This is a genomic window from Aeromonas sp. EERV15 (assembly GCF_900079845.1).
Lineage (GTDB): Bacteria > Pseudomonadota > Gammaproteobacteria > Enterobacterales > Aeromonadaceae > Aeromonas > Aeromonas sobria.
Map to the genome: position 1 here is coordinate 122,364 of NZ_FKKY02000013.1, position 19,145 is coordinate 141,508.

Genomic DNA, 19,145 nt, shown 5'->3' on the forward strand with positions numbered 1-19,145 from the left:
TCCCCCCAGTGCGAGCGCCAGCCCATAAAAATGCGGGCCTACGCTGCTTTCGCAGGCAGGCCCAAGCCAACATATGTCACGGTTTGCACACACCGTCAGCTGATTAATTGATCGGTTCGCGCTGCCATGATGAAGTCGTTGCGATGCAAGCCGCCGATCTTGTGGGTCCACCAGCTGACCGTCACCTTACTCCACTCGGTCAGAAATGCAGGAAGGGGGATACTCCGCCTCAACCTGCTCTCAACTTATCTGGACAATTGGTCGGTACGGGCAGCCATGATGAAGTCGTTGCGGTGCAAGCCGCCGATCTTGTGCGTCCACCAGCTGACGGTCACCTTTCCCCACTCGGTCAGGATGGCCGGATGGTGAAACTCCGCCTCCGCCAGTTCCCCCAGCCGGTTGGTAAAGGCGAGCGCCTCCTTGAAGTTGCGAAAAGTAAATTCCCGCCGCAGTTGCAGCGCCCCCTCCACCACCAGCGGCTGCCAGTCGGGAATAAGCTGCATCAACTCGCGCAGCTCCTCATCGCTCACCTTGGGGGCATCGGCGCGGCACGCTTCACACTGCTGGCTGGCCAGTTCGGACATGGGTTACTCCTGCTTGAATTAATGAAAAATTAATGAAAATGAAATAGGGTTGTTTGCTTTTGGTCAGCTCGCCTGCTTGCCAGCGACAACCTCAAAGCGCGGCGGATAGAGTCCAAGCCGACTGGCCTCGGCCAGAGCGGCCATGATCTCCTCCCCGGTCAGCTGGTAGAGATGCGCGAGACTCGGCAGCACAAAATAGGTGGGCTGCATGATGTCGATGCGATACGGAGTGCGCAGCACGGTCAGCAGATCGAAAGGTTGCAGCAGCGGCTCACCGGAGAGGGCATAGGCGGTCTCGCCGATGGAGGAGAGAATGCCGCCGCCGTAGATACGCAGCCCGTCAGGTGTCGCCAAGAGGCCAAACTCCACGGTGAACCAGTAGAGCCGCGCCAGAAAGACCCGCTGCTCTTTGCTCGCCTGCTGCCCCAACTGGCCGTAGAGGTGGGTAAAGTGAGCGAATGCCGGATTGGTCAGCATGGCGCAGTGGCCGAAGATCTCGTGAAAGATATCGGGCTCTTGCAGGTAGTCGAGCTCGTCGCGCCGCCGGATAAAGGTGGCCACCGGAAACTGGCGATTGGCCAGCAGGGCGAAGAAGCGATCGAACGAGATGAGCGCAGGCACCGCCGCTACCGACCAGCCGGTCGCAGGCTGCAAGACGGCATTGATCTCGGCCAGCTGGGGGATGCGATCACGGGGCAGCCCCAGTCTGTCGAGACCGGCCAGATACTCGTCACACCCCTTGCCATCGAGAGCGGCGAACTGGCGTTCGATCAGGATCTGCCAGGTGCCATGCTCCTCGTTGCTGTAGTGGATCACCCCGTCAGCATCCGGCTGGTGTGCGGTGTAAAAGGTTGCCATAGCGGTTCCATCCTCTGGCGCCACATCGAGGCGCCTTGCCGTTTCATCACGGCTTCACTGTAACGAAATGGCAACAAAAAAAGCAGCCGACCAATGCGTCGGCTGCCTGAAAGAGTTGTAAATAAATTGTGACAACCCGCTATTGATGTGGAACAACCATCAAGGTTTGTTGAGATACCCCGCCAGCTGGCCAATCAGCCGCTTGCGCAGCTCGCCAAGCTTGGGTTTCTCATCCGCACACCAGGGCAGCGGGCGGCACGCCTCTATGGTGCGCAGGCCAAGGCGGGCGGTGAGCAGCCCCGCCCCCACCCCTTGTGCGGCGCGGGCAGAGAGCTTGGCGGTGAGCTCGGCGCCCAGCAAGTCCATCCCCACCTCGGTCACCAGCTCGTTGGCACCGGCGTAGAGCATGTTGCGAAACACCTGACGGATCAGGCGAATGCGGCTCCAGTAGCCGAGTTCGATGGCGTAGACATCGGCGATATCCTCGATCATCCGCAGGTTGCGCCACAGCATCAGCATCATGTCGACGGTGGCGAGCGGGCTCAGGGCCACCAACACCGCAGCCTCCCCCGACCATTTGGCCACCCGCGCCTGCGCCAGCTTGTCACGCTCGCTCAGTACCAGCTGACTGTAGAGGGTCAGCACCTCCCGATCGCTGTGGCTCTCGTCGAGCTGGGCCAGCCAGGTTTGATACCCCTCGCGCCCCTTGTCGCCACTTTTGACCGCCAACCCTTCGCAAAAGGCTTGCCCCTGCCCGACTCCCTGATGGGCCAGCAGATCTTCTGCTCGCGAGCGCACATCCTGCCGCCGCTTGAGGGTGCGCAGTCGCAGCCACTCGCGCCCCACCACGCTGGCGGTGCCCGCCACCACCAGCGCCGAGGCCGCCAGCCAGGCGCTGCCCCACAACGGAGTGGTGAGAAATTGATCGTAAAGAAAGGCGCCATATTGGCCCAAGGAGAGTAAACCGACCGCCCCCAGCCCCCACGCCAGTAGCCGATGGCGGCGGCGCGGTTTAATGACGAGGGAGCTCTCCACCTCGGTGAGCTCGTCCAGCTCGTCGAGGCGCTCGAAGCTCGCCTCCTCCAGTCGCTGGGCGGGTGCGGGCGGTCGCTCGTCACTGGCCACCGTCAAGGCAGGCTCAAGGATCACCTTGCCCTGCAGCGGCGGCCGCTCTTTTATCTGATCGTTCATCGCCTTGTTCTCCTGAAAACAGTCTCCTGTATGCGGCCTTCGGCTCAGGAGCCAAGGCCGCATACCGTTATTCGAGGTGATCCCCGAGCAGAAACTCCAGCGCCGCATCGAGCCGGATATGGGGCAGCGCCTGATGGGCGCTCATGGGCATGGGGCGAAACGCCTGAAAATCAAAGCCCTGACTGTTCCACCACTGGGCAGGCGGAATATGGGGCGGCACTTCACCCGGGAACAGCAGCAACGGCTCACCGCTCAGGCTGGTGCCGCGGATGGCGGGGAACTCGCGGCCATTGGCCACCCCCTTGCCCACTTCGGTCGCCTTGATGGCGGCGAGCGCCAGACACTCGGTGGTGATCCCCTCAAAACGGGCCTGCCCGCGGCCGCTGCGCACCAGATGCTGGAGCAGGGAGACCATGGGGGCATGCTGTTCGGGGGTGACGTGATCGGCCTTGCTCGCCACAAACAGCAGCTTGTCGATACGGGGCGAAAAGAGTCGCCGCCACCAGTTGCTCTTGCCGTAGGCAAAGCTCTCCATGATGCGGGCGATGGCCTGCTGCATGTCACCAAAGCTGGCCGCCCCGGCGTTGAGGGGCTGCAGGCAATCCACCAGCACGATCTGGCGATCAAAACCGGCAAAGTGCTGCTCATAAAAACCCTGTACCAGATGCTGTTTGTACTGCTCGAAACGCTGTTTGAGGGTGGCATAAAGGGTGCCATCGGCGGACTCGCTGGCGGGCATCTCCCACACCCAGGGGACAAATTGCAGCATGGGGGCACCGGCATACTCCCCCGGCAAGACGAAGCGGCCGGGCTGGATCAGGTGCAATCCCAGCTCTTGTTTGCAGGCGTGCAGATAGGCGGTGTAGCGCTCGGCCAACTCAGCCACCGGTCGCTCTTCGAAGCGCTGGTCGGCCTGCCACCCGGGTGTCAGCCAGCTGGCGGCGAGCGCTTGCAGCTCGGGGCGACGCAGCTGCTCGCGCACCTGTTCACTCCACTGCTCGTAGCTCATCTCAAGCAGCGGCAAGTCAAGCAGCCACTCCCCGGGGTAGTCCACCAGATCCACGTAGAGGGTGGAGATCTCCCCCAGATGCTTGCGCAGGGGATGACGGGTGCGATAGCGAATTTCGAGGCGCACCTCGGCCACGCCGCGGGTGGGCTCGGGCCAGGCCGGTGGATCGCCAAACAGGGAGTCGAGGCCACGCTCGTAGGCAAAGGTGGGAATGTGGGCATTGAGCTGCGGCACCCGGCGGGCACCGAGGATGCGCCCCTGACGCAGGGCATCCCACAACGGCAAACGGCCATCGATGGCCGCGTGTTCCAGCTGGTTGACCAGCGCCGTGATAAAGGCGGTTTTGCCGCTGCGAGAGAGGCCGGTCACCGCCAGCCGGATATGGCGATCCCGCACCCGGTTCACCACGTCGTTCGCCTTGTGTTGCAGGCGAGTCAACTTCTGTTCCAGTTTATTGAGTATCAAGGCTTGATCCGTTCTCCCTTGGTGGTTGCATCTGGCGTGATCGGCCGTGCGACAAGGCAAACTGGCTATCCGCATCGGAATGCTCAATCTGCCTGAGTGGCGTCAATGATGGAGCATCACAGGAGGCTCCACCATCGACGATGGATACTGACGATGGCTACTACAGCTTGCTGAATTCCCGCTGCAGGGTGAACTCCCTGGAGGTCACCAGCTTCTCGATCCGCTGAACTCTGGGCTCCAGCGCGTCAAGTTCCTGCGCGATACGGCCCAGCGCCTGATGAGGAGTGACCCCCGCCTGCCAGCTGCGCGCTTTCATCCGCACCTCGGCAAAGTCGGCATCCTCTTGCGAATAGAGGGTGACCGGCTTTTTGTCGAGCAAGAACCAGGCGGCGATATAGGCGGTGAAGGTGATGAACCCAGCGAAGATGAGGCCACTGATGGCCAACAGCCGCACGATCCAGGTCTCCACCCCGAAGTACTCTGCCAAACCGGCACAGACCCCGGCTATCTTGCCGCGCTGGGGATCGCGATAGAGGTTACGTCCGTCACGACTCACATTGCTCATACCTTGTTCCTCCAACCAGGAACCTCTGCATCCAGGATCGACTCCAGCGCGCCTACTCGCTCCTGCATCTTCTCGGCACGGCCGAGCAACCCTTGCAGTTGCTCCCGCTCGCTATCGGCGAGACCGGCGCCAATCCGCCCCTTGGCACGGTAGTGCAGCACCAGCCAGATGGGGGCCACCACCACCATAAAGACCACCATGGGAACCATCAATACACCCAGCAGATCTTCCATCTGTTACTCCCCCTGTTTGCCTTCGCTTTTGTGCTCACTCTGACCCAGCTTCTGGCGCATCGCTTCCAGCTCGCGGCTGATCTGATCGTCCACTTCCAGCTCGGCAAACTGCTGCGCCAGTGCCTTGTCGGACTGACCCAGATCGGCGCGCGCTTCCATTTCGTCGATGCGACGCTCCATCCGCTCGAACTTGCTCACCACCGCCTGGCTCTCGCCACGGGCTACCTGGCTCTGCACGTTGAGACGGCTGCTGACCGCTTCGGTGCGGATCGCCATCGCCTTTTGACGAGCGCGGGCATCTTCCAGCTTGGCTTCGAGCTGGCGGATCTCCTCGCCCAGCTTCTCGATGCCACAGTCGACCGCTTGCTGTTCGCGGTAGAGGGTCTCTGACAACTCGGTCTGTTTCTTCTTCTCGATAAGGGCGGCGCGGGCCAAGTCTTCACGCCCCTTGGTCAGGGCCAGCTCGGCCTTGGCTTGCCACTCGTCGACCCGCTCCTGATGACGGGTGACCTGACGGCCAATCTCTTTCTGGCTGGCGAGGAAACGGGCCAGATTGGAACGCTCCTTGACCAGCTCATCTTCCATCTCCTGGATGATCAGGCGCACCATCTTCTGGGGATCTTCGGCCTTGTCGAGCAGGGTCGTCAGGTTGGAATTGATGATGTCGGCCAGACGGGAAAAAATACTCATGGTTGCACTCCTGTTGTTGGCATGGCGTTGTTTCTCCATTGACAATGGCAACTTGTGTGCCAATCTGGAATGAAATTTAACTTGTTGATTTATATGGGGCTGAAAGACCTAATTACAAGATGCTTGGTGCAAGTGATGATAAGATTCACCAACTTTTGGTAAGATTGACCAGCTTTTACAACTTACAGGGATCACTATGACCACGGCCACGGAAAGCCTGCTGGGGGAATCCAACGCATTTCTCGAGATCATTGAGCAGGCCTCACGGCTCGCCCCGCTGCGCAAACCCGTGCTGATCATCGGTGAGCGGGGGACGGGCAAGGAGCTGATCGCCCACCGCCTACATTATCTCTCGGCGCGCTGGGATCAAAGCTTTGTCACCATCAACTGCGCCACCTTGAGCGAGAGCCTGCTGGAGACCGAGCTGTTCGGTCACGAGGCAGGTTCGTTTACCGGTGCGGCCAAGCGCCATCAGGGCCGCTTCGAGCGGGCCGATGGCGGCACCCTGTTCCTTGATGAGCTGGCCACCACCAGCGCCCGGGTGCAGGAGAAGCTGCTGCGGGTCATCGAGTATGGCGAGTTCGAACGGGTGGGTGGGGCCAAGCCCCTCAAGGTGGATGTGCGGCTGGTCTGCGCCACCAACGAAGATCTCCCTGCGCTGGCCGACAGGGGGCAGTTTCGCCACGACCTGCTCGACCGGCTCGCGTTTGATGTGATCACCCTCCCCCCCTTGCGGGAGCGGCGGGAAGATATCCTGATGCTGGCGGAGCACTTCGCCCACAGCATGACCCGGGAGCTGGGTTATCCGCTGTTTGCCGGGTTCTCCCGCAAGGCGACCCAGCTGCTGCAGGATTACCACTGGCCGGGCAACGTGCGGGAGTTGAAGAACGTGGTGGAGCGCAGCATCTACCGTCAGGGCAATCCCCAGCTGCCACTCTCGACTCTGGTGATCAACCCGTTTGATTCCCCCTGGCGACCCGGTGCCAAGAGTAACCCGCAGTTGCCAGAGGGGTCGGGTGAGGCGCCAATCGCCACGGCGATGAGCTTGCCGCTTGAGCTGAAACAGGCGGTGGCGGAGTTCGAGATTAATTTACTCAAGCAAGCGATGCAGCAATCCCAGTATAATCAGCGCAAAGCCGCTCAACTGCTGGCCCTAAGCTATCACCAGTTCCGTGGCATGCTACGCAAGTATCAGCTGCTCAATGATGATAACGAGGCAGAACAAGAGCAAAAGGAGTCCGATTTATGACGACTCCCGCAACACGCCAGCCTTTGCGCTGGCACATTTGTATCAAAACGTGCGTACCCACATCGTATAAGAACATGGTTCAACAATGAGAATGCTCACCCCCTTGCTACTCGGCCTGCTGGTGCTGCTCACCGGCTGCCAGAAGCAACCCGAGGCCTCCAAAACCGGACTCATCTATTGTGCTGAGGGATCTCCCCTCTCCTTCAATCCCCATGTTTCCAACTCCGGTGTGACGCTGGATGCCACTGCCCGTCCGCTCTACGACCGCCTGCTGGAGGTGAATCCCAACACCCTGGCGCTGGAGCCGGCACTGGCCACCGATTGGCATATCAGCGAGGATGGGCTCACCTATACCCTGACCCTGCGCAAGGGGGTGACCTTTCACCATACCCCCTGGTTCAAGCCCACCCGCACCTTCAATGCCGATGACGTGGTCTTCACCTATGCCCGCCAGCTTGACGAACAGCACCCCTATCACAACGTCTCTGGCGGCGATTACCCCTACTTCTACAGCCTGGGGCAAGATTTGCTGATCAAGCGGGTGAGCAAGAAGGGGCCACAGACGGTGGTGTTCGAGCTGAACCAACCAAACGCCTCCTTCCTCGCCACCCTGGCCAGCGACTATGCGGTGATCCTCTCCGCCGAATACGCTGAACAGATGCTCAAGGCCGGCACGCCAGCCCTGCTGGACACCCGCCCCATCGGCACCGGCCCGTTCAGTTTCAAGGAGTATCGCCACAACGAGCTCATTCGCTATCTGCGCCATCCGGGTTACTGGGGCGGCGATGCCAAGATTGAACAGCTGGTCTACGACATAGCCCCCAAATCCTCCAAGCGGTTGGCCAAGCTATTGACCGGCGAGTGTGACGTGATGAGCACCCCGTCTGCCAGCCAGCTCTCGGTGATCAAGCAGCATCCGGCTCTCAACCTCTCGGTCCAGTCGGGGATGAACGTGGCGTTTTTGGCCCTCAATACCCGCAAGCCACCGTTCAACAACATCAAGGTGCGCCAGGCCATTGCCAGCGCCATCAATACCGACAACTTGTTGCAGGCGGTCTATTTCGATACCGGTCTACCCGCCAATAGCCTGCTGCCGCCCCTCTCATGGGGTTACAACCCCAGCCTACCCGAGCGCAAGCCTGATCTGAAACGGGCGCGCCAGCTGCTCAAGGAGGCGGGACTGGAGAATGGGTTCGAGATGCAGGTGCTGGTGCAACCGGACGCCCGCCCCTACAACCCGGATGCGGTCAAAACCGCCCAGCTGATCCGCAGTGATCTGGCCAAGGTCGGCATCAAGCTCAAAATTGTGCAACGGGAGTGGCAGGTGATCGAAGGTCGCCTCACTCAGGGGCAGTACGACAGTCTGCTCTCCGGCTGGATTGCCGACAACGCCGATCCTGATAACTTCTTCCGCCAGCTGCTGAGCTGCTCTGCGGTAGAGCGCGGCAACAACTACAGCCGCTGGTGCAGCCCGGCCTTCGATCAGCTGCTGGATGATGCGGTGACCACGCCCCAACTCGCCTTCCGGCTGCGCAACTACTATTACGCCCAGACCCTGCTCAACGAACAGCTGCCCCTTATTCCGCTGGCCCACGCCTTGCGCACTCAGGTCAGCCGCAGCGACATCGAGGGGCTGATGCTGATGCCCTTCGGTGGTACCTCCTTCAACCAGGCTCACAGGGAGTAAGCATGCTTTTATACACCTTGCGCCGTCTCAACCTGCTGCTCATCACCCTGCTGGCGCTGACCTTCGTCGCCTATCTGCTGGACTATCGGCTGATCGGCAATCAACTCAGCTTTTGGAGTGGTTATCCCGACTTCCTGCGCCGTATTTTCGCCGGTGATCTGGGGCTCTCCAGCGTCTCCGGGCTACCGGTGCTGGACGAGATCCGCCACTATTTCCCGGCGACCCTGATCCTCTGTCTGGCCGCCTTTGCCATCTCGCTGCTGGTGGGCATTCCGCTCGGCACCCTGGCAGCCCTGTCACAGGGCAAGACGCTGGATATCTCCATCATGACGGCAGGCCTCATCGGCTATGCGGTGCCGGTGTTTTGGCTGGCGCTACTGGCGGTGATGCTCTTCTCCCTCGATCTCGGCTGGTTGCCGTCCTCGGGGCAACTCAGCCTGCTCTACGATGTACCGTCGATCACCGGTATCGCGGTGATTGATGTGCTACTGAGCAACGAACCCTGGCGGCAAGCGGCGCTGCACGATGCCCTGCGCCACCTCATTCTCCCGTCACTGGTGCTGGCCGTGGTGCCCACCACCGAGGTGATCCGCCATGTGCGCAGTTCCCTCATCGATGTGATGAAGCAAAACTACATCAAGGCGGCGGCGAGCCGTGGCCTCTCCAAGTGGCAGATCGTCTGGCGCCACGGCCTGAAAAATGCCCTGCCACCGGTGCTGCCGCTGCTGGGTCTGCAACTGGGCAGCGTGCTCACCTCCGCCATGATCACCGAGGTGGTGTTCGAGTGGCACGGCATCGGCCGCTGGCTCATCAGCAGCATCGCCCTGCAGGATTATGCCGCCATTCGCGGTGCAACCCTGGTGGTCGCCAGTTTTGTGATCCTGATCAGCGTCAGTACCGAGTTGCTGACCACCCTTATCTATCCGGCACGGCGCAAAGAGTTGTATGCCAAACAAGATTGAACGCGCTCATGGCGTGACCAGGAGCCAGGTATCCTATGCAAGATAAATCAAACATCTATCCCGAGCTCAAGATCCTCTCGCCCCTTGAGCAGACGTGGGCTTCCTACAGCCGCAACCCGCTCGCCATGGCAGGGCTCTGGTGCTTTTTACTGCTGCTGCTTATCACCTTGGTAGGGCCGCTGGTGGTGCCTTACGGTATCGATGAACAGCATGCAGCGCACTTGTTGCTTGCCCCTTCCTGGGCGGCGACCGGCAATATCGACTACTTTCTCGGCACCGATGATCTGGGGCGCGACATGCTCTCCCGGCTGGTGGTCGGGGCTCGCCTCACCTTTGGCTATGCGCTGGTGGTGGTGGTGATTGCCATGGTGGTGGGCTCTGCTATCGGCATCCTCGGCGGCATGAGCAAGGGGCTCAAATCGAGCGTGCTACACCACCTGCTCGATACCCTGCTCTCCATCCCCTCCCTGCTGATGGCCATCATCATGGTCGCAATCCTGGGACCGGGCCTTGGCAATACTCTGATTGCCATTACCCTGGCGTTGATCCCGCCCTTTATTCGAGCCACCTATAATGCGGTGCACACCGAGATGCAAAAGGAGTACATCACCGCCAGCCGACTCGATGGCTCTCCCCCCTTCCGGATCATGCGCCTGGCTATTTTGCCCAATATCGTCGAGACCCTGGTGGCCCAAACCACCCGCACCCTGTCGGCGGCCATCCTCGATATCTCGGCGGTAGGCTTTCTTGGCCTCGGCGCTCAGTCACCCCAGCCGGAATGGGGCGCCATGCTGGCCGATTCGAGCGATCTTATCTACCTCGCCCCCTGGACCGTGACTCTGCCGGGCATCGCCATCCTGTTTAGTGTGTTGGTCACCAACGTGGTGGGTGAAGGGATCCGTGAAGCACTCAAAGAGGGCAATGATTGATGATGCCCTTGTTCGAAACCCGCTCTATCGGCATCCCGCTGATACAACCCCCTGTGCCACACCGCAATGAGGAGCGCCGCTGATGCCCTTGCTCGATATTCGTAATCTCACCATCGAGATAGATACCCCGCAAGGCAAGGTCAAGGCGGTAGACAAGGTGAGCCTGACCCTGACCGAGGGGGAGATCCGTGGGCTGGTAGGTGAATCAGGCTCAGGCAAGAGTCTGATCGCCAAGGTGATCGTCGGCATCGAGAAGGACAACTGGACGGTGCGCGCCGACCGGATGCGCTTCAACGACATGGATCTGCTGACCATGGCCCCCAAGGAGCGGCGCCGTATCATGGGCCGCGAAATCGCCATGATCTTTCAAGACCCCATCAGTTGCCTCGACCCTTCCGAAGAGATTGGCACCCAGCTGGAAGAGGCAATCCCGACCGATTCGTACGAAGGGAAGTTCTGGCAGCGCTTCCAGTGGCGCAAGAAAAAAGCCATCGCCCTGCTGCACCGGGTCGGGGTCAAGGATCATCGCAAAGTGATGCGCGCCTATCCCCACGAACTCTCTGACGGTATGTGCCAAAAGGTGATGATCGCCATGGCCATTGCCAACAAACCGCGCTTGTTGGTAGCCGACGAGCCCACCAGCGCCATGGAATCGACCACTCACTCCCAGATCCTGCGACTGCTGGACAAGATGAACAAGCTGGGTAACACCACCATCCTGATCATCAGTAACGACATCGCCGCCATCGCCAACCTGACCGATACCATCAACATCATGTATTGCGGTCAAATGGTCGAGGTGGGCACCCGGGAGCAGATCCTGGAAAGCCCGCGTCACCCCTATACCGACGCGCTGCTCAAATCGATCCCGGACTTTGACAAGCTGGTGCGTCACAAGTCACGACTCGACACCCTGCCCGGGATTATTCCCCCGCTGCAACACCTGCCCATCGGCTGCCGGCTGGGGCCACGTTGTCCCTATGCCCAGAAGCAGTGCGTGCAGACCCCACTGATGCAAAAGATCAAAGGTCATCAGTTCAGCTGCCACTTCCCGCTGAATATGGAGGAGCCGAAAAAATGATGATCGTTAATGCCCCCATGAAGGAGCCCTGCCTGTGATCGAGCCATCCCTGTTGCAGGTCAGAGGCCTTAGCAAAACCTACCAGAACCGCACCGGTCTGTTCCGTCGTCAGGCGGTGGAGGCGATCAAGCCCCTCTCGTTCGATCTCGAAGTGGGCCAGACCCTCGCCATCGTCGGCGAGGCGGGCTCCGGCAAGAGTACCCTGGCCCGCATTCTGGCCGGGATGATCGAACCCACCAGCGGCGATATCGCCATCGACGGCCAGCTGATGGTGCATGGCGACTACCAGACCCGCTGCAAACTGCTGCGGATGATTTTTCAAGACCCCAATACCTCGCTCAACCGCAAGATCCGGGTTGGCCAGATCCTGGAGACCCCGCTGCGTCTTAATACCGGGATGAGTAATGAGGAGCGCAATGAGAAAGTGATCCAGACCCTGCGCATGGTCGGCATGCTACCGGATCACGCCCTGTTCTATCCCCAGATGCTCTCTGCGGGCCAACAGCAGCGGGTGGCGCTGGCTCGCGCGCTGATCCTCAATCCGAAAATCGTGGTGGCTGACGAAGCGCTCTCTACCCTCGACATCTCGGTGCGCTCCCAGATCATCAATCTGCTGCTGGAGATGCAGGAGACCATGGGGCTGAGCTATGTGCTGGTGGCCAACGATCTGGGCATCGTCAGCCATATCAGTGACGAAGTGCTGGTAATGCATGAGGGTCGGGTGGTGGAGCGCGGCAAGACCTTGCGGGTGTTTGCCGATCCCCAGCACGACATCACCCGCCGGCTGATCCAGAACTACAACAACGAATACCGCAGATAAGCGTAACGGCTGCTTCCAAGCGAGATAGGGACAACCGCAGATCAAAAAAGGCCACTGCAGATGCAGTGGCCTTTTGCTGTTAGCACAACGGGTTATCAGGCTTGCAGCAACAACCGGTTAATGCGGGAGACAAAGCTCGCCGGGTCATTAAGACCACCCTGATCGGCCAGTTGAGCCTGTTCGTGCAGCAGGGTGACCCACTCGCCAAACAGCGCCTCATCCTGGATGGTGTCGAGCTTCTTCACCAGCGCGTGGTCGGGGTTGAGCTCCAGAATGTACTTCTGCTCCGGTACCGGCTGGCCAGCCGCACGCATCAGCTTGATCATCTGGGTGCTCATGCCATAGGCATCAGTGACGATGCAGGAGGGTGAGTCGGTCAGACGGTGAGTCACACGCACCTCTTTTACCGCTTCGCCCAAACTCTGCTTGGCACGCTCCACCAGACCGGCATTGGCCTTTTCGGCCTCCTCCTGCGCCTGCTTGGATGCCTCATCTTCCAGATCACCCAGATCCAGTTCGCCACGGGTGACGGAGACCAGCTGCTTGCCGTCGAACTCGGTCAGGTGGCTCATCAGCCACTCATCGACCCGCTCGGACATCAGCAGCACTTCGACACCCTTCTTGCGGAAGATCTCGAGGTGCGGGCTGTTTTTGGCGGCAGCGAAGCTGTCGGCCGTGATGAAATAAATCTTCTGCTGGCCTTCCTTCATCCGGCCAACATAATCCTCGAGGGAGACAGTCTGGGCTTCGCCCTCGCCCGCCGTGCTGGCAAAACGCAGCAGCTTGGCAATCTCTTCACGGTTGGCGTGATCTTCCGCCGGCCCCTCTTTGAGCACGTTACCGAACTCGTTCCAGAAGGTCGCGTACTTCTCGCTGTCATCCTTGGCCAGTTTGGCCAGCATGGTCAGCACCCGCTTGGAGCATGCCTTGCGCAGGGAGACAGTCACCTTGTTGTCTTGCAAAATTTCGCGGCTGACGTTGAGCGGCAGATCGTTGGAGTCCAGCACCCCTTTAACGAAGCGCAGGTAGGTCGGCATAAACTGCTCGGCGTCGTCCATGATAAAGACGCGCTGCACGTAGAGCTTCAGACCATGCTTCTGTTCGCGGTTGTAGAGATCAAACGGCGCCCGGGCCGGGATATAGAGCAGGCTGGTATACTCTTGCGCCCCCTCTACCCGGTTGTGGCCCCACAGCATGGGATCTTCAAAATCGTGGGCGACGTGCTTGTAGAACTCCTGATACTCCTCATCCTTGATCTCTTTCGGGCTGCGGGTCCACAGTGCGGTGGCACGGTTGACCTGCTCCCACTCGCCAGGGGTACCGACTATGGTCTCACCCTCTTCTTCGCGATCCGGGGTGCCCTCTTTGTACATCTCGACCGGCACACTGATGTGGTCGGAATACTTGGCAACCACGCTACGCAGACGCCAGTCATCGAGGAACTCGCCCTCTTCTTCACGCAGGTGCAGGATCACGTCGGTACCGCGACCAGCTTTGGTCACGTCAGCCACGGTGAAGGAGCCTTCCCCTTCTGATTCCCACTGCACGCCCTGACCTTGTTCGGTACCCGCAGCGCGGGACACCACGGTCACCTTGTCAGCAACGATAAAAGCGGAGTAGAAACCAACCCCGAACTGACCGATCAGCTGGGAGTCGCGGCCTTGATCACCGGACAGGTTTTTGAAAAAGTCGGCGGTACCGGACTTGGCGATGGTGCCCAGATGCTCGATCACCTGATCCCGGCTCATACCAATGCCGTTATCAGAGATGGTCAGGGTCCGTTGTTCTTTATCAACCACCAGGCGAACGCGCAACTGGCCGTCGTTTTCAAACAAAGAGGCATCGGAAAGCGCCTTGAAACGCAGCTTGTCCGCCGCATCGGAGGCGTTGGAGATCAGCTCGCGCAGGAACACTTCTTTGTTGGAGTAGAGGCTGTGGGCCATCAGGCTCAGCAGTTGTTTGACTTCAGTCTGAAAACCGTGGGTTTCGGCATGAACGCTTTGGGTCATCGACACTATCCTCAGGCAATTCGGGTTGAACATATTCCTGATACAAGATGGGGCCGTGACTCCTCATTTCAAGGGGGAAAAAAATCTTGGTAGTGCAGATGGCGCTTTTTGCGCCAAAAAACGCCAAAGGCCACCTATTGAGTCAAAAAAAACCCGCCTTGGCGGGTTAAGCTGTCATGAGGAGTACCGCTCAGAGGGAGCAGAGGCAGACTCAATTCAGCGGCTGACGCCCCATCAGCGAATGAGAAAGCGTAGTACCATCCACCAGCTCCAATTCGCCGCCCACCGGTACACCATGGGCAATGCGGCTGACCTTGATACCGGCTGCGCGGGCCATATCGGCGATATACCAAGCGGTTGCATCCCCTTCGATGGTGGGGTTAGTGGCCAAAATCAGCTCACCAATCGACTCCGTTTGCAAACGTCGCTCCAGGATCTCCAGCCCCAACTCTTCCGGGCCAATGCCATCAAGGGGTGACAGGTGCCCCATCAGCACAAAATAACGACCCGAGAACTGACCGGTATGCTCGATCGCCGCCACATCTGCCGGGCTCTCAACGACGCAGAGCAGGCCACTCTCTTCACGCTTGGGATTGGCGCAGATCTCGCAAAGATCGTTCTCGGTAAAGGTGCGGCAGTGGCTGCAGTGGCCAATCTCGATCAGCGCCCGGCTAAGCAGCTGAGCCAGCCGCAAGCCACCACTGCGCTCGCGCTCCAGCAGGGTAAACGCCATCCGTTGGGCAGACTTGGGCCCCACCCCAGGCAATACCTGCAGGGCTTTCATCATCTCATCAAGCAGGGGACTGAACTTCATAACACTCCTTACACCGGGCCGATCTGCCGCCCCCCTCAGGGCCGCGACAGGTCAGCTGAACTGGATCACGCTATTGGCGCAGGACTATACCCGAGCAGGCCGCCCATCGCCATCGACTTGCCCACACCTTCTTTTACTAATCACCTGTCGAGTCAACCGAACACACACTTTCGAGCAACTGCTCCGTTCGACATGGCACTCGCGTCGGTCTCTCACCTCCTCACAACCTTGTGCAACGGGTTGCGCTGAGTCCCCTCTGCATCAGCCGGATACGAATGATGTGAGCCCATCTTTCCAGACCAGAGGGATATCCCACTGTAACCCGCACTTCTGGCCCCTCTCTTAAATCTCTTCATTGTGCTGATACGGAAGAGGTCTACCCGACCCGCCCCCCGTTCCATATCAACCAGCTCAATGCACTTTATTTCATCTGCACAACGCATAAGAGATATATTGATCCACCTACGTAAAAATGGGCATGTAAACCAAGCCTCTGGCAGCAGAGGGGCAATCGTGCAGCCAAAAAAAGAGGGCCCGCACTGCAAAGTGCGACCCCCGCAAGGAAGACCAATAAATCGAGAATGGAATTAAAGAGACATGTCGCCGTTCTCACCATCAGCCCCTCAAACACGGAGACCATCAAGCCCTTTTCACACATGTGTGTATGGGCGATTCATTGATCTCACCCACCATTGCCCGCAAGAAGCATATGAATGTGGCAGTGGTGTGGATAACAAAACTGACTCTGTTAAAGGGGGTCACCTTCTCACTTCTGTGACCATCCAGTTTCCCTTGCCCCCATTCACTCACCATTCACCCCCGACTCACCTCGCACCACCGGCTCCGGCAACCCTTCGACGAAATCCTCGAGAGAATAAGGGCGGGCAAACAAATAGCCCTGCAGCCAATCCACCCCCTTGTCGCGCAAATAGTTAGCCTGGTAAGCCGTCTCCACCCCTTCAGCGACCACGACCAATCCCAGCTTCATACCCAAATCAATCACGTTATCCACAATGTGTTGCGACAAGCTCTCAAGCCCGATCCGCCGCACAAAAGACTGATCCAGCTTGATACAGTCAATATGGAACTGCTTGAGATACGCGAGGCTCGCATGCCCTGTGCCAAAGTCGTCCAGTGCAAACTGCACCCCCATAGCACAGAGGGAATTAAATAAAAATTGGGTCTGTTCATCATTAAGCAGCAGCTCCCGTTCCGTCAGCTCCAATGTCAACATCACGCTACCTGACTTGAATTGCGCCAGAAATGCCAGGCAATCATCGACCAACGTCAGCGAGGTAAAGTGCGCCGAGCTGACATTGATCCCGATGTGAAAGCTTGCTGGCAGCTGATCTTGCAAGGGGCCCAGCGTTGCAGCGACCTGGCGCATTACCTGCCGGGTCATCGGGACTATCAACCCGGATGCCTCTGCCTGAGGGATAAAAAATGCGGGTTCAATTATGCCTGCGATGGGATGTTGCCAGCGCATCAAGACTTCAATGCCACACAACTTGCGGCTTTGGGCATCCACAATGGGCTGTACATAGGGCACAAACTCATGGCCCTTTATACCCAATCTCAGCTCGGAAGCGATTGAGCGGCTGCGGCCCAACCAACACCACAACATGACGGCACAACAAAGTGCACTACCCGCAACCAACGACAGCAGCAACCACTCAATCCCGGCCCAACGCTGCAATGAGCCCACCTCGGCGGGATAGTTGACATAGACACTGAGTGGAAAGCGCTTCGAAGTCAGCGTTGACATAGCCAGTGGTGACAGCACAGGCAAGGCTGGATAAAATCGCCCCTTCTCATCGAGCCAGCGATCGCCCACCCGCAACCAGGTCTGCTCTCCTTGCAATCCCGTTGATAGCATCAGCACCAGATATTGGCTGTCTACTGTGGCGATAACCGCCATCCTCTCTTTCAAAGGCGCTCGCAGTGACAGAACAGGTAAATCCGGGCTCAGTGGCGTGCCGGATAACAAACGAATTCGGCCAACAAAGAAATCTGCCACCGGTTCAGCAAGGCGCCCCTCACCATCCACAGAGGAGCAATACACTTCATCTTGTTGCGCCAACGTGAGGGTACGAACATAAGGGGCCAACACGGCCGCCTTTCTCAATGCGGGCAAGATATCTTTACAGGGCTGGCCCACCAATGGCGACACCTGATGCGCTGTATTCACCGCTTGCAGCAATACACGATCAATCCGCGTCAATATCTCCCGCGCCGTACGGGTGGTTTGTGCTTCAAGCCCCCGCAGATAAACCTGATACAACAGTGTGCTGCCCATCAGAAACAGCAGCAATAATCCCAGCAATCCCCCACAAAAACGCCATCGTAAAGAGAATCGCGCGGTCACAGGAAACACCATAAGACAATCCTTCTCTTCCAGACTACCGTCACGCCGGCGTATATAATGCTTCTGGCATCAATGCCACATCACATAGCCAACCATCGTCGCCAATTCAACTACCAGCAGCAGCTTGAATAGCAATACAGCCATCGATAATGTCATCCCTGTACCTTTGACAGACTCTTGCGTGATTGATTGGCGAATACTGGATGATTAAATTACAACGCACGTCAAACCGTTCGCCATAGAGAGATAAATTAAAATAGAGCGTTAAAAAATATCGCAATAAGAACCGTTGAAACTAGAGCCCCCTGTTCGGGTAGGGACAACTCGTCAACGTAACTGGTACACAGAGTTGCCAGCGTGATGGCACCCCCTTTCCGGAATGTATTTCCTGCACACCATAGCTAGCAAGTTGCCGTAAGCAGTACATGGCTTGATATACAGAAATATTTAATGCAAAACTCACCTGCGCCGTCGTCACAGGTGAGTCACTCTCCGCTAAAAAAATCAAGACATCTTGGCTTCGTGTATTTTTAACTGTCATGGTCTCACACCCTAAAAATCGAAAAGGATTATAAGTACATAAAATCAAAATCAATAAAACACAGACCACTCGCGACAAACACATCACACCAAGGTCAAATTGCTCACCACACGTTTGCCGAGTAGATTAATCGTCACATAGCCACTATCATTTCAAAACGAATCAAAGAAACATTTAACCAGCACTACACAATAAAAATTGCAGAGGCAACGTTATTACCAATAACACTCTACTATCTGTCAATGGTGGCTAAAGTATTGCCATGGAATTCCATGGCAATACACTTAACGTACGAATGACTTCACTTTCAAGTCGCTGAAAAATTACTTTGTATTCAGAATGAATCGCCCCCAGTTCCCTAGACACCTCGCAGCCTTAAAATGAGGCAACTATTGGAGGTGTTATGACCCGTCAGCGTTATCCAGAAACATTCAAAATCGAAGCCGTTAAACAAGTCACCGAACGCGGACGGCCGGTGGCTGACGTTGCACGAGCCCTTGGGGTATCCAGCCACAGTCTGTATGCCTGGCTCAAGCAGTACGGTAAGCCCGCTGACCAGCAGCACGAAGAGTCAGCCTTGCAAGCCGAGATCCGCCGTCTGAAAGCCGAACTGCGCCAGGTCACCGAGGAGCGCAACATTTTAAAGGAGGCCGCCGCGTACTTTGCCAGCGAGTCAAGGAAAGGTACGCGTTCATAACCTCCCGACTCGACCGGTACAGTGTCGTTACCCTGTGCCAGACCCTGGGGGTTCACCGAAGTGGCTTCTACGCGTGGCTGAAACAGCCCGTATCGCCACTACAGCAGGAGGACGAACGACTGACCGGATTGGTCAAGCAATCCTGGCTGGAAAGTGGTGCTGTCTACGGTTATCGCAAGGTCCATCGCGATCTTCGTGACTTGGGGGAAGCCTGCGGTAAGCACCGTGTGGCCAAATTAATGAGGCGGGAGGGGCTGCGTTCGCAAACGGGCTATCAACGCCGTAAGAGGCATTATGGAGGCAAGAGCCCACAGGCTGCCCCAAACACGCTGGCACGTCAGTTTAAGGTGCCTGCCCCCAACATCGCCTGGGTGACTGACATTACCTACATCCGCA

17 protein-coding genes and 2 pseudogenes are annotated in these 19,145 nt (G+C 58.3%); 7 read left to right on the forward strand and 12 right to left on the reverse strand.

The features are described from left to right. Window positions 1-95: 95 nt before the first annotated feature. The 8 genes and pseudogenes from BN4575_RS21240 to pspA all read right to left on the reverse strand — a co-directional run. Window positions 96-212 (reverse strand): annotated as a pseudogene (locus BN4575_RS21240) (4a-hydroxytetrahydrobiopterin dehydratase); the annotation flags it as partial. A gap of 33 nt (window positions 213-245) precedes the next feature. Then, on the reverse strand, window positions 246-584 hold the full coding sequence (locus BN4575_RS13165) for a 4a-hydroxytetrahydrobiopterin dehydratase (protein WP_068978489.1): 339 nt from the start codon (window positions 582-584) through the stop codon (window positions 246-248). Between the two features lie 63 nt (window positions 585-647). Continuing rightward, entirely contained in the window at window positions 648-1,442 is a 795-nt protein-coding gene (gene phhA / locus BN4575_RS13170) for a phenylalanine 4-monooxygenase (protein WP_068978490.1), read from the reverse strand. Between the two features lie 159 nt (window positions 1,443-1,601). Then, window positions 1,602-2,633, reverse strand: a complete 1,032-nt coding sequence (locus BN4575_RS13175) for a YcjF family protein (protein WP_068978491.1) — start codon at window positions 2,631-2,633, stop codon at window positions 1,602-1,604. Window positions 2,634-2,700: 67 nt separating this feature from the next. Further along, the gene (locus tag BN4575_RS13180; RefSeq protein WP_068978492.1) at window positions 2,701-4,107 is read right to left on the reverse strand and encodes a YcjX family protein; all 1,407 of its coding nucleotides are present in this window, start codon (window positions 4,105-4,107) and stop codon (window positions 2,701-2,703) included. Between the two features lie 160 nt (window positions 4,108-4,267). Next, window positions 4,268-4,672 carry an envelope stress response membrane protein PspC gene (pspC, locus tag BN4575_RS13185; protein WP_068978493.1) on the reverse strand — a complete coding sequence of 135 codons (405 nt, stop codon included), beginning with the start codon at window positions 4,670-4,672 and terminating at the stop codon, window positions 4,268-4,270. Beyond that, window positions 4,669-4,905: an envelope stress response membrane protein PspB gene (gene pspB / locus BN4575_RS13190; RefSeq protein ID WP_042022412.1), complete on the reverse strand. Its 237-nt coding sequence runs from the start codon at window positions 4,903-4,905 to the stop codon at window positions 4,669-4,671. The genes pspC and pspB overlap by 4 nt, the downstream gene beginning before the upstream one ends. A 3-nt stretch (window positions 4,906-4,908) precedes the next feature. Next, window positions 4,909-5,595 carry a phage shock protein PspA gene (gene pspA / locus BN4575_RS13195; RefSeq protein ID WP_068978494.1) on the reverse strand — a complete coding sequence of 229 codons (687 nt, stop codon included), beginning with the start codon at window positions 5,593-5,595 and terminating at the stop codon, window positions 4,909-4,911. 196 nt (window positions 5,596-5,791) lie between these two features. Here pspA and pspF point away from each other — a divergent pair, with 196 nt between their 5' ends. The 6 genes from pspF to BN4575_RS13225 all read left to right on the forward strand — a co-directional run bounded on the left by pspF (window position 5,792) and on the right by BN4575_RS13225 (window position 12,323). After that, entirely contained in the window at window positions 5,792-6,844 is a 1,053-nt protein-coding gene (pspF, locus tag BN4575_RS13200; RefSeq protein ID WP_068978495.1) for a phage shock protein operon transcriptional activator, read from the forward strand. 91 nt (window positions 6,845-6,935) lie between these two features. Then, on the forward strand, window positions 6,936-8,531 hold the full coding sequence (gene sapA / locus BN4575_RS13205; protein WP_068978496.1) for an ABC transporter substrate-binding protein SapA: 1,596 nt from the start codon (window positions 6,936-6,938) through the stop codon (window positions 8,529-8,531). Window positions 8,532-8,533: 2 nt separating this feature from the next. Continuing rightward, window positions 8,534-9,493: an ABC transporter permease gene (locus tag BN4575_RS13210; protein WP_042022406.1), complete on the forward strand. Its 960-nt coding sequence runs from the start codon at window positions 8,534-8,536 to the stop codon at window positions 9,491-9,493. 35 nt (window positions 9,494-9,528) lie between these two features. Continuing rightward, the gene (locus BN4575_RS13215) at window positions 9,529-10,422 is read left to right on the forward strand and encodes an ABC transporter permease subunit (RefSeq protein ID WP_068978497.1); all 894 of its coding nucleotides are present in this window, start codon (window positions 9,529-9,531) and stop codon (window positions 10,420-10,422) included. Window positions 10,423-10,504: 82 nt separating this feature from the next. Then, window positions 10,505-11,503: a peptide ABC transporter ATP-binding protein gene (locus BN4575_RS13220; protein ID WP_042022400.1), complete on the forward strand. Its 999-nt coding sequence runs from the start codon at window positions 10,505-10,507 to the stop codon at window positions 11,501-11,503. A gap of 34 nt (window positions 11,504-11,537) precedes the next feature. Then, the gene (locus BN4575_RS13225; protein ID WP_042022398.1) at window positions 11,538-12,323 is read left to right on the forward strand and encodes a peptide ABC transporter ATP-binding protein; all 786 of its coding nucleotides are present in this window, start codon (window positions 11,538-11,540) and stop codon (window positions 12,321-12,323) included. A 95-nt stretch (window positions 12,324-12,418) separates the two neighbouring features. Here BN4575_RS13225 and htpG read toward each other — a convergent pair whose 3' ends face one another. From htpG to BN4575_RS22620, 4 genes are all read right to left on the reverse strand, one after another. Then, window positions 12,419-14,332 carry a molecular chaperone HtpG gene (gene htpG, locus BN4575_RS13230; RefSeq protein ID WP_068978498.1) on the reverse strand — a complete coding sequence of 638 codons (1,914 nt, stop codon included), beginning with the start codon at window positions 14,330-14,332 and terminating at the stop codon, window positions 12,419-12,421. Window positions 14,333-14,543: 211 nt separating this feature from the next. Continuing rightward, window positions 14,544-15,146 (reverse strand): recombination mediator RecR, encoded by a 603-nt coding sequence (recR, locus tag BN4575_RS13235; protein WP_068978499.1) that lies wholly within the window; start codon window positions 15,144-15,146, stop codon window positions 14,544-14,546. Window positions 15,147-15,948: 802 nt separating this feature from the next. Further along, a complete protein-coding gene (locus BN4575_RS13240; protein ID WP_068978500.1) occupies window positions 15,949-17,523 on the reverse strand; it encodes an EAL domain-containing protein in 1,575 nt (524 codons plus the stop codon). Between the two features lie 283 nt (window positions 17,524-17,806). Further along, window positions 17,807-18,136, reverse strand: coding sequence for a FaeA/PapI family transcriptional regulator (locus tag BN4575_RS22620; RefSeq protein WP_083221040.1), 330 nt, complete (start codon window positions 18,134-18,136; stop codon window positions 17,807-17,809). Window positions 18,137-18,455: 319 nt separating this feature from the next. Between BN4575_RS22620 and BN4575_RS21250 the strand changes: the two are divergent. Continuing rightward, window positions 18,456-19,145: pseudogene (locus BN4575_RS21250) on the forward strand (IS3 family transposase); the annotation flags it as partial.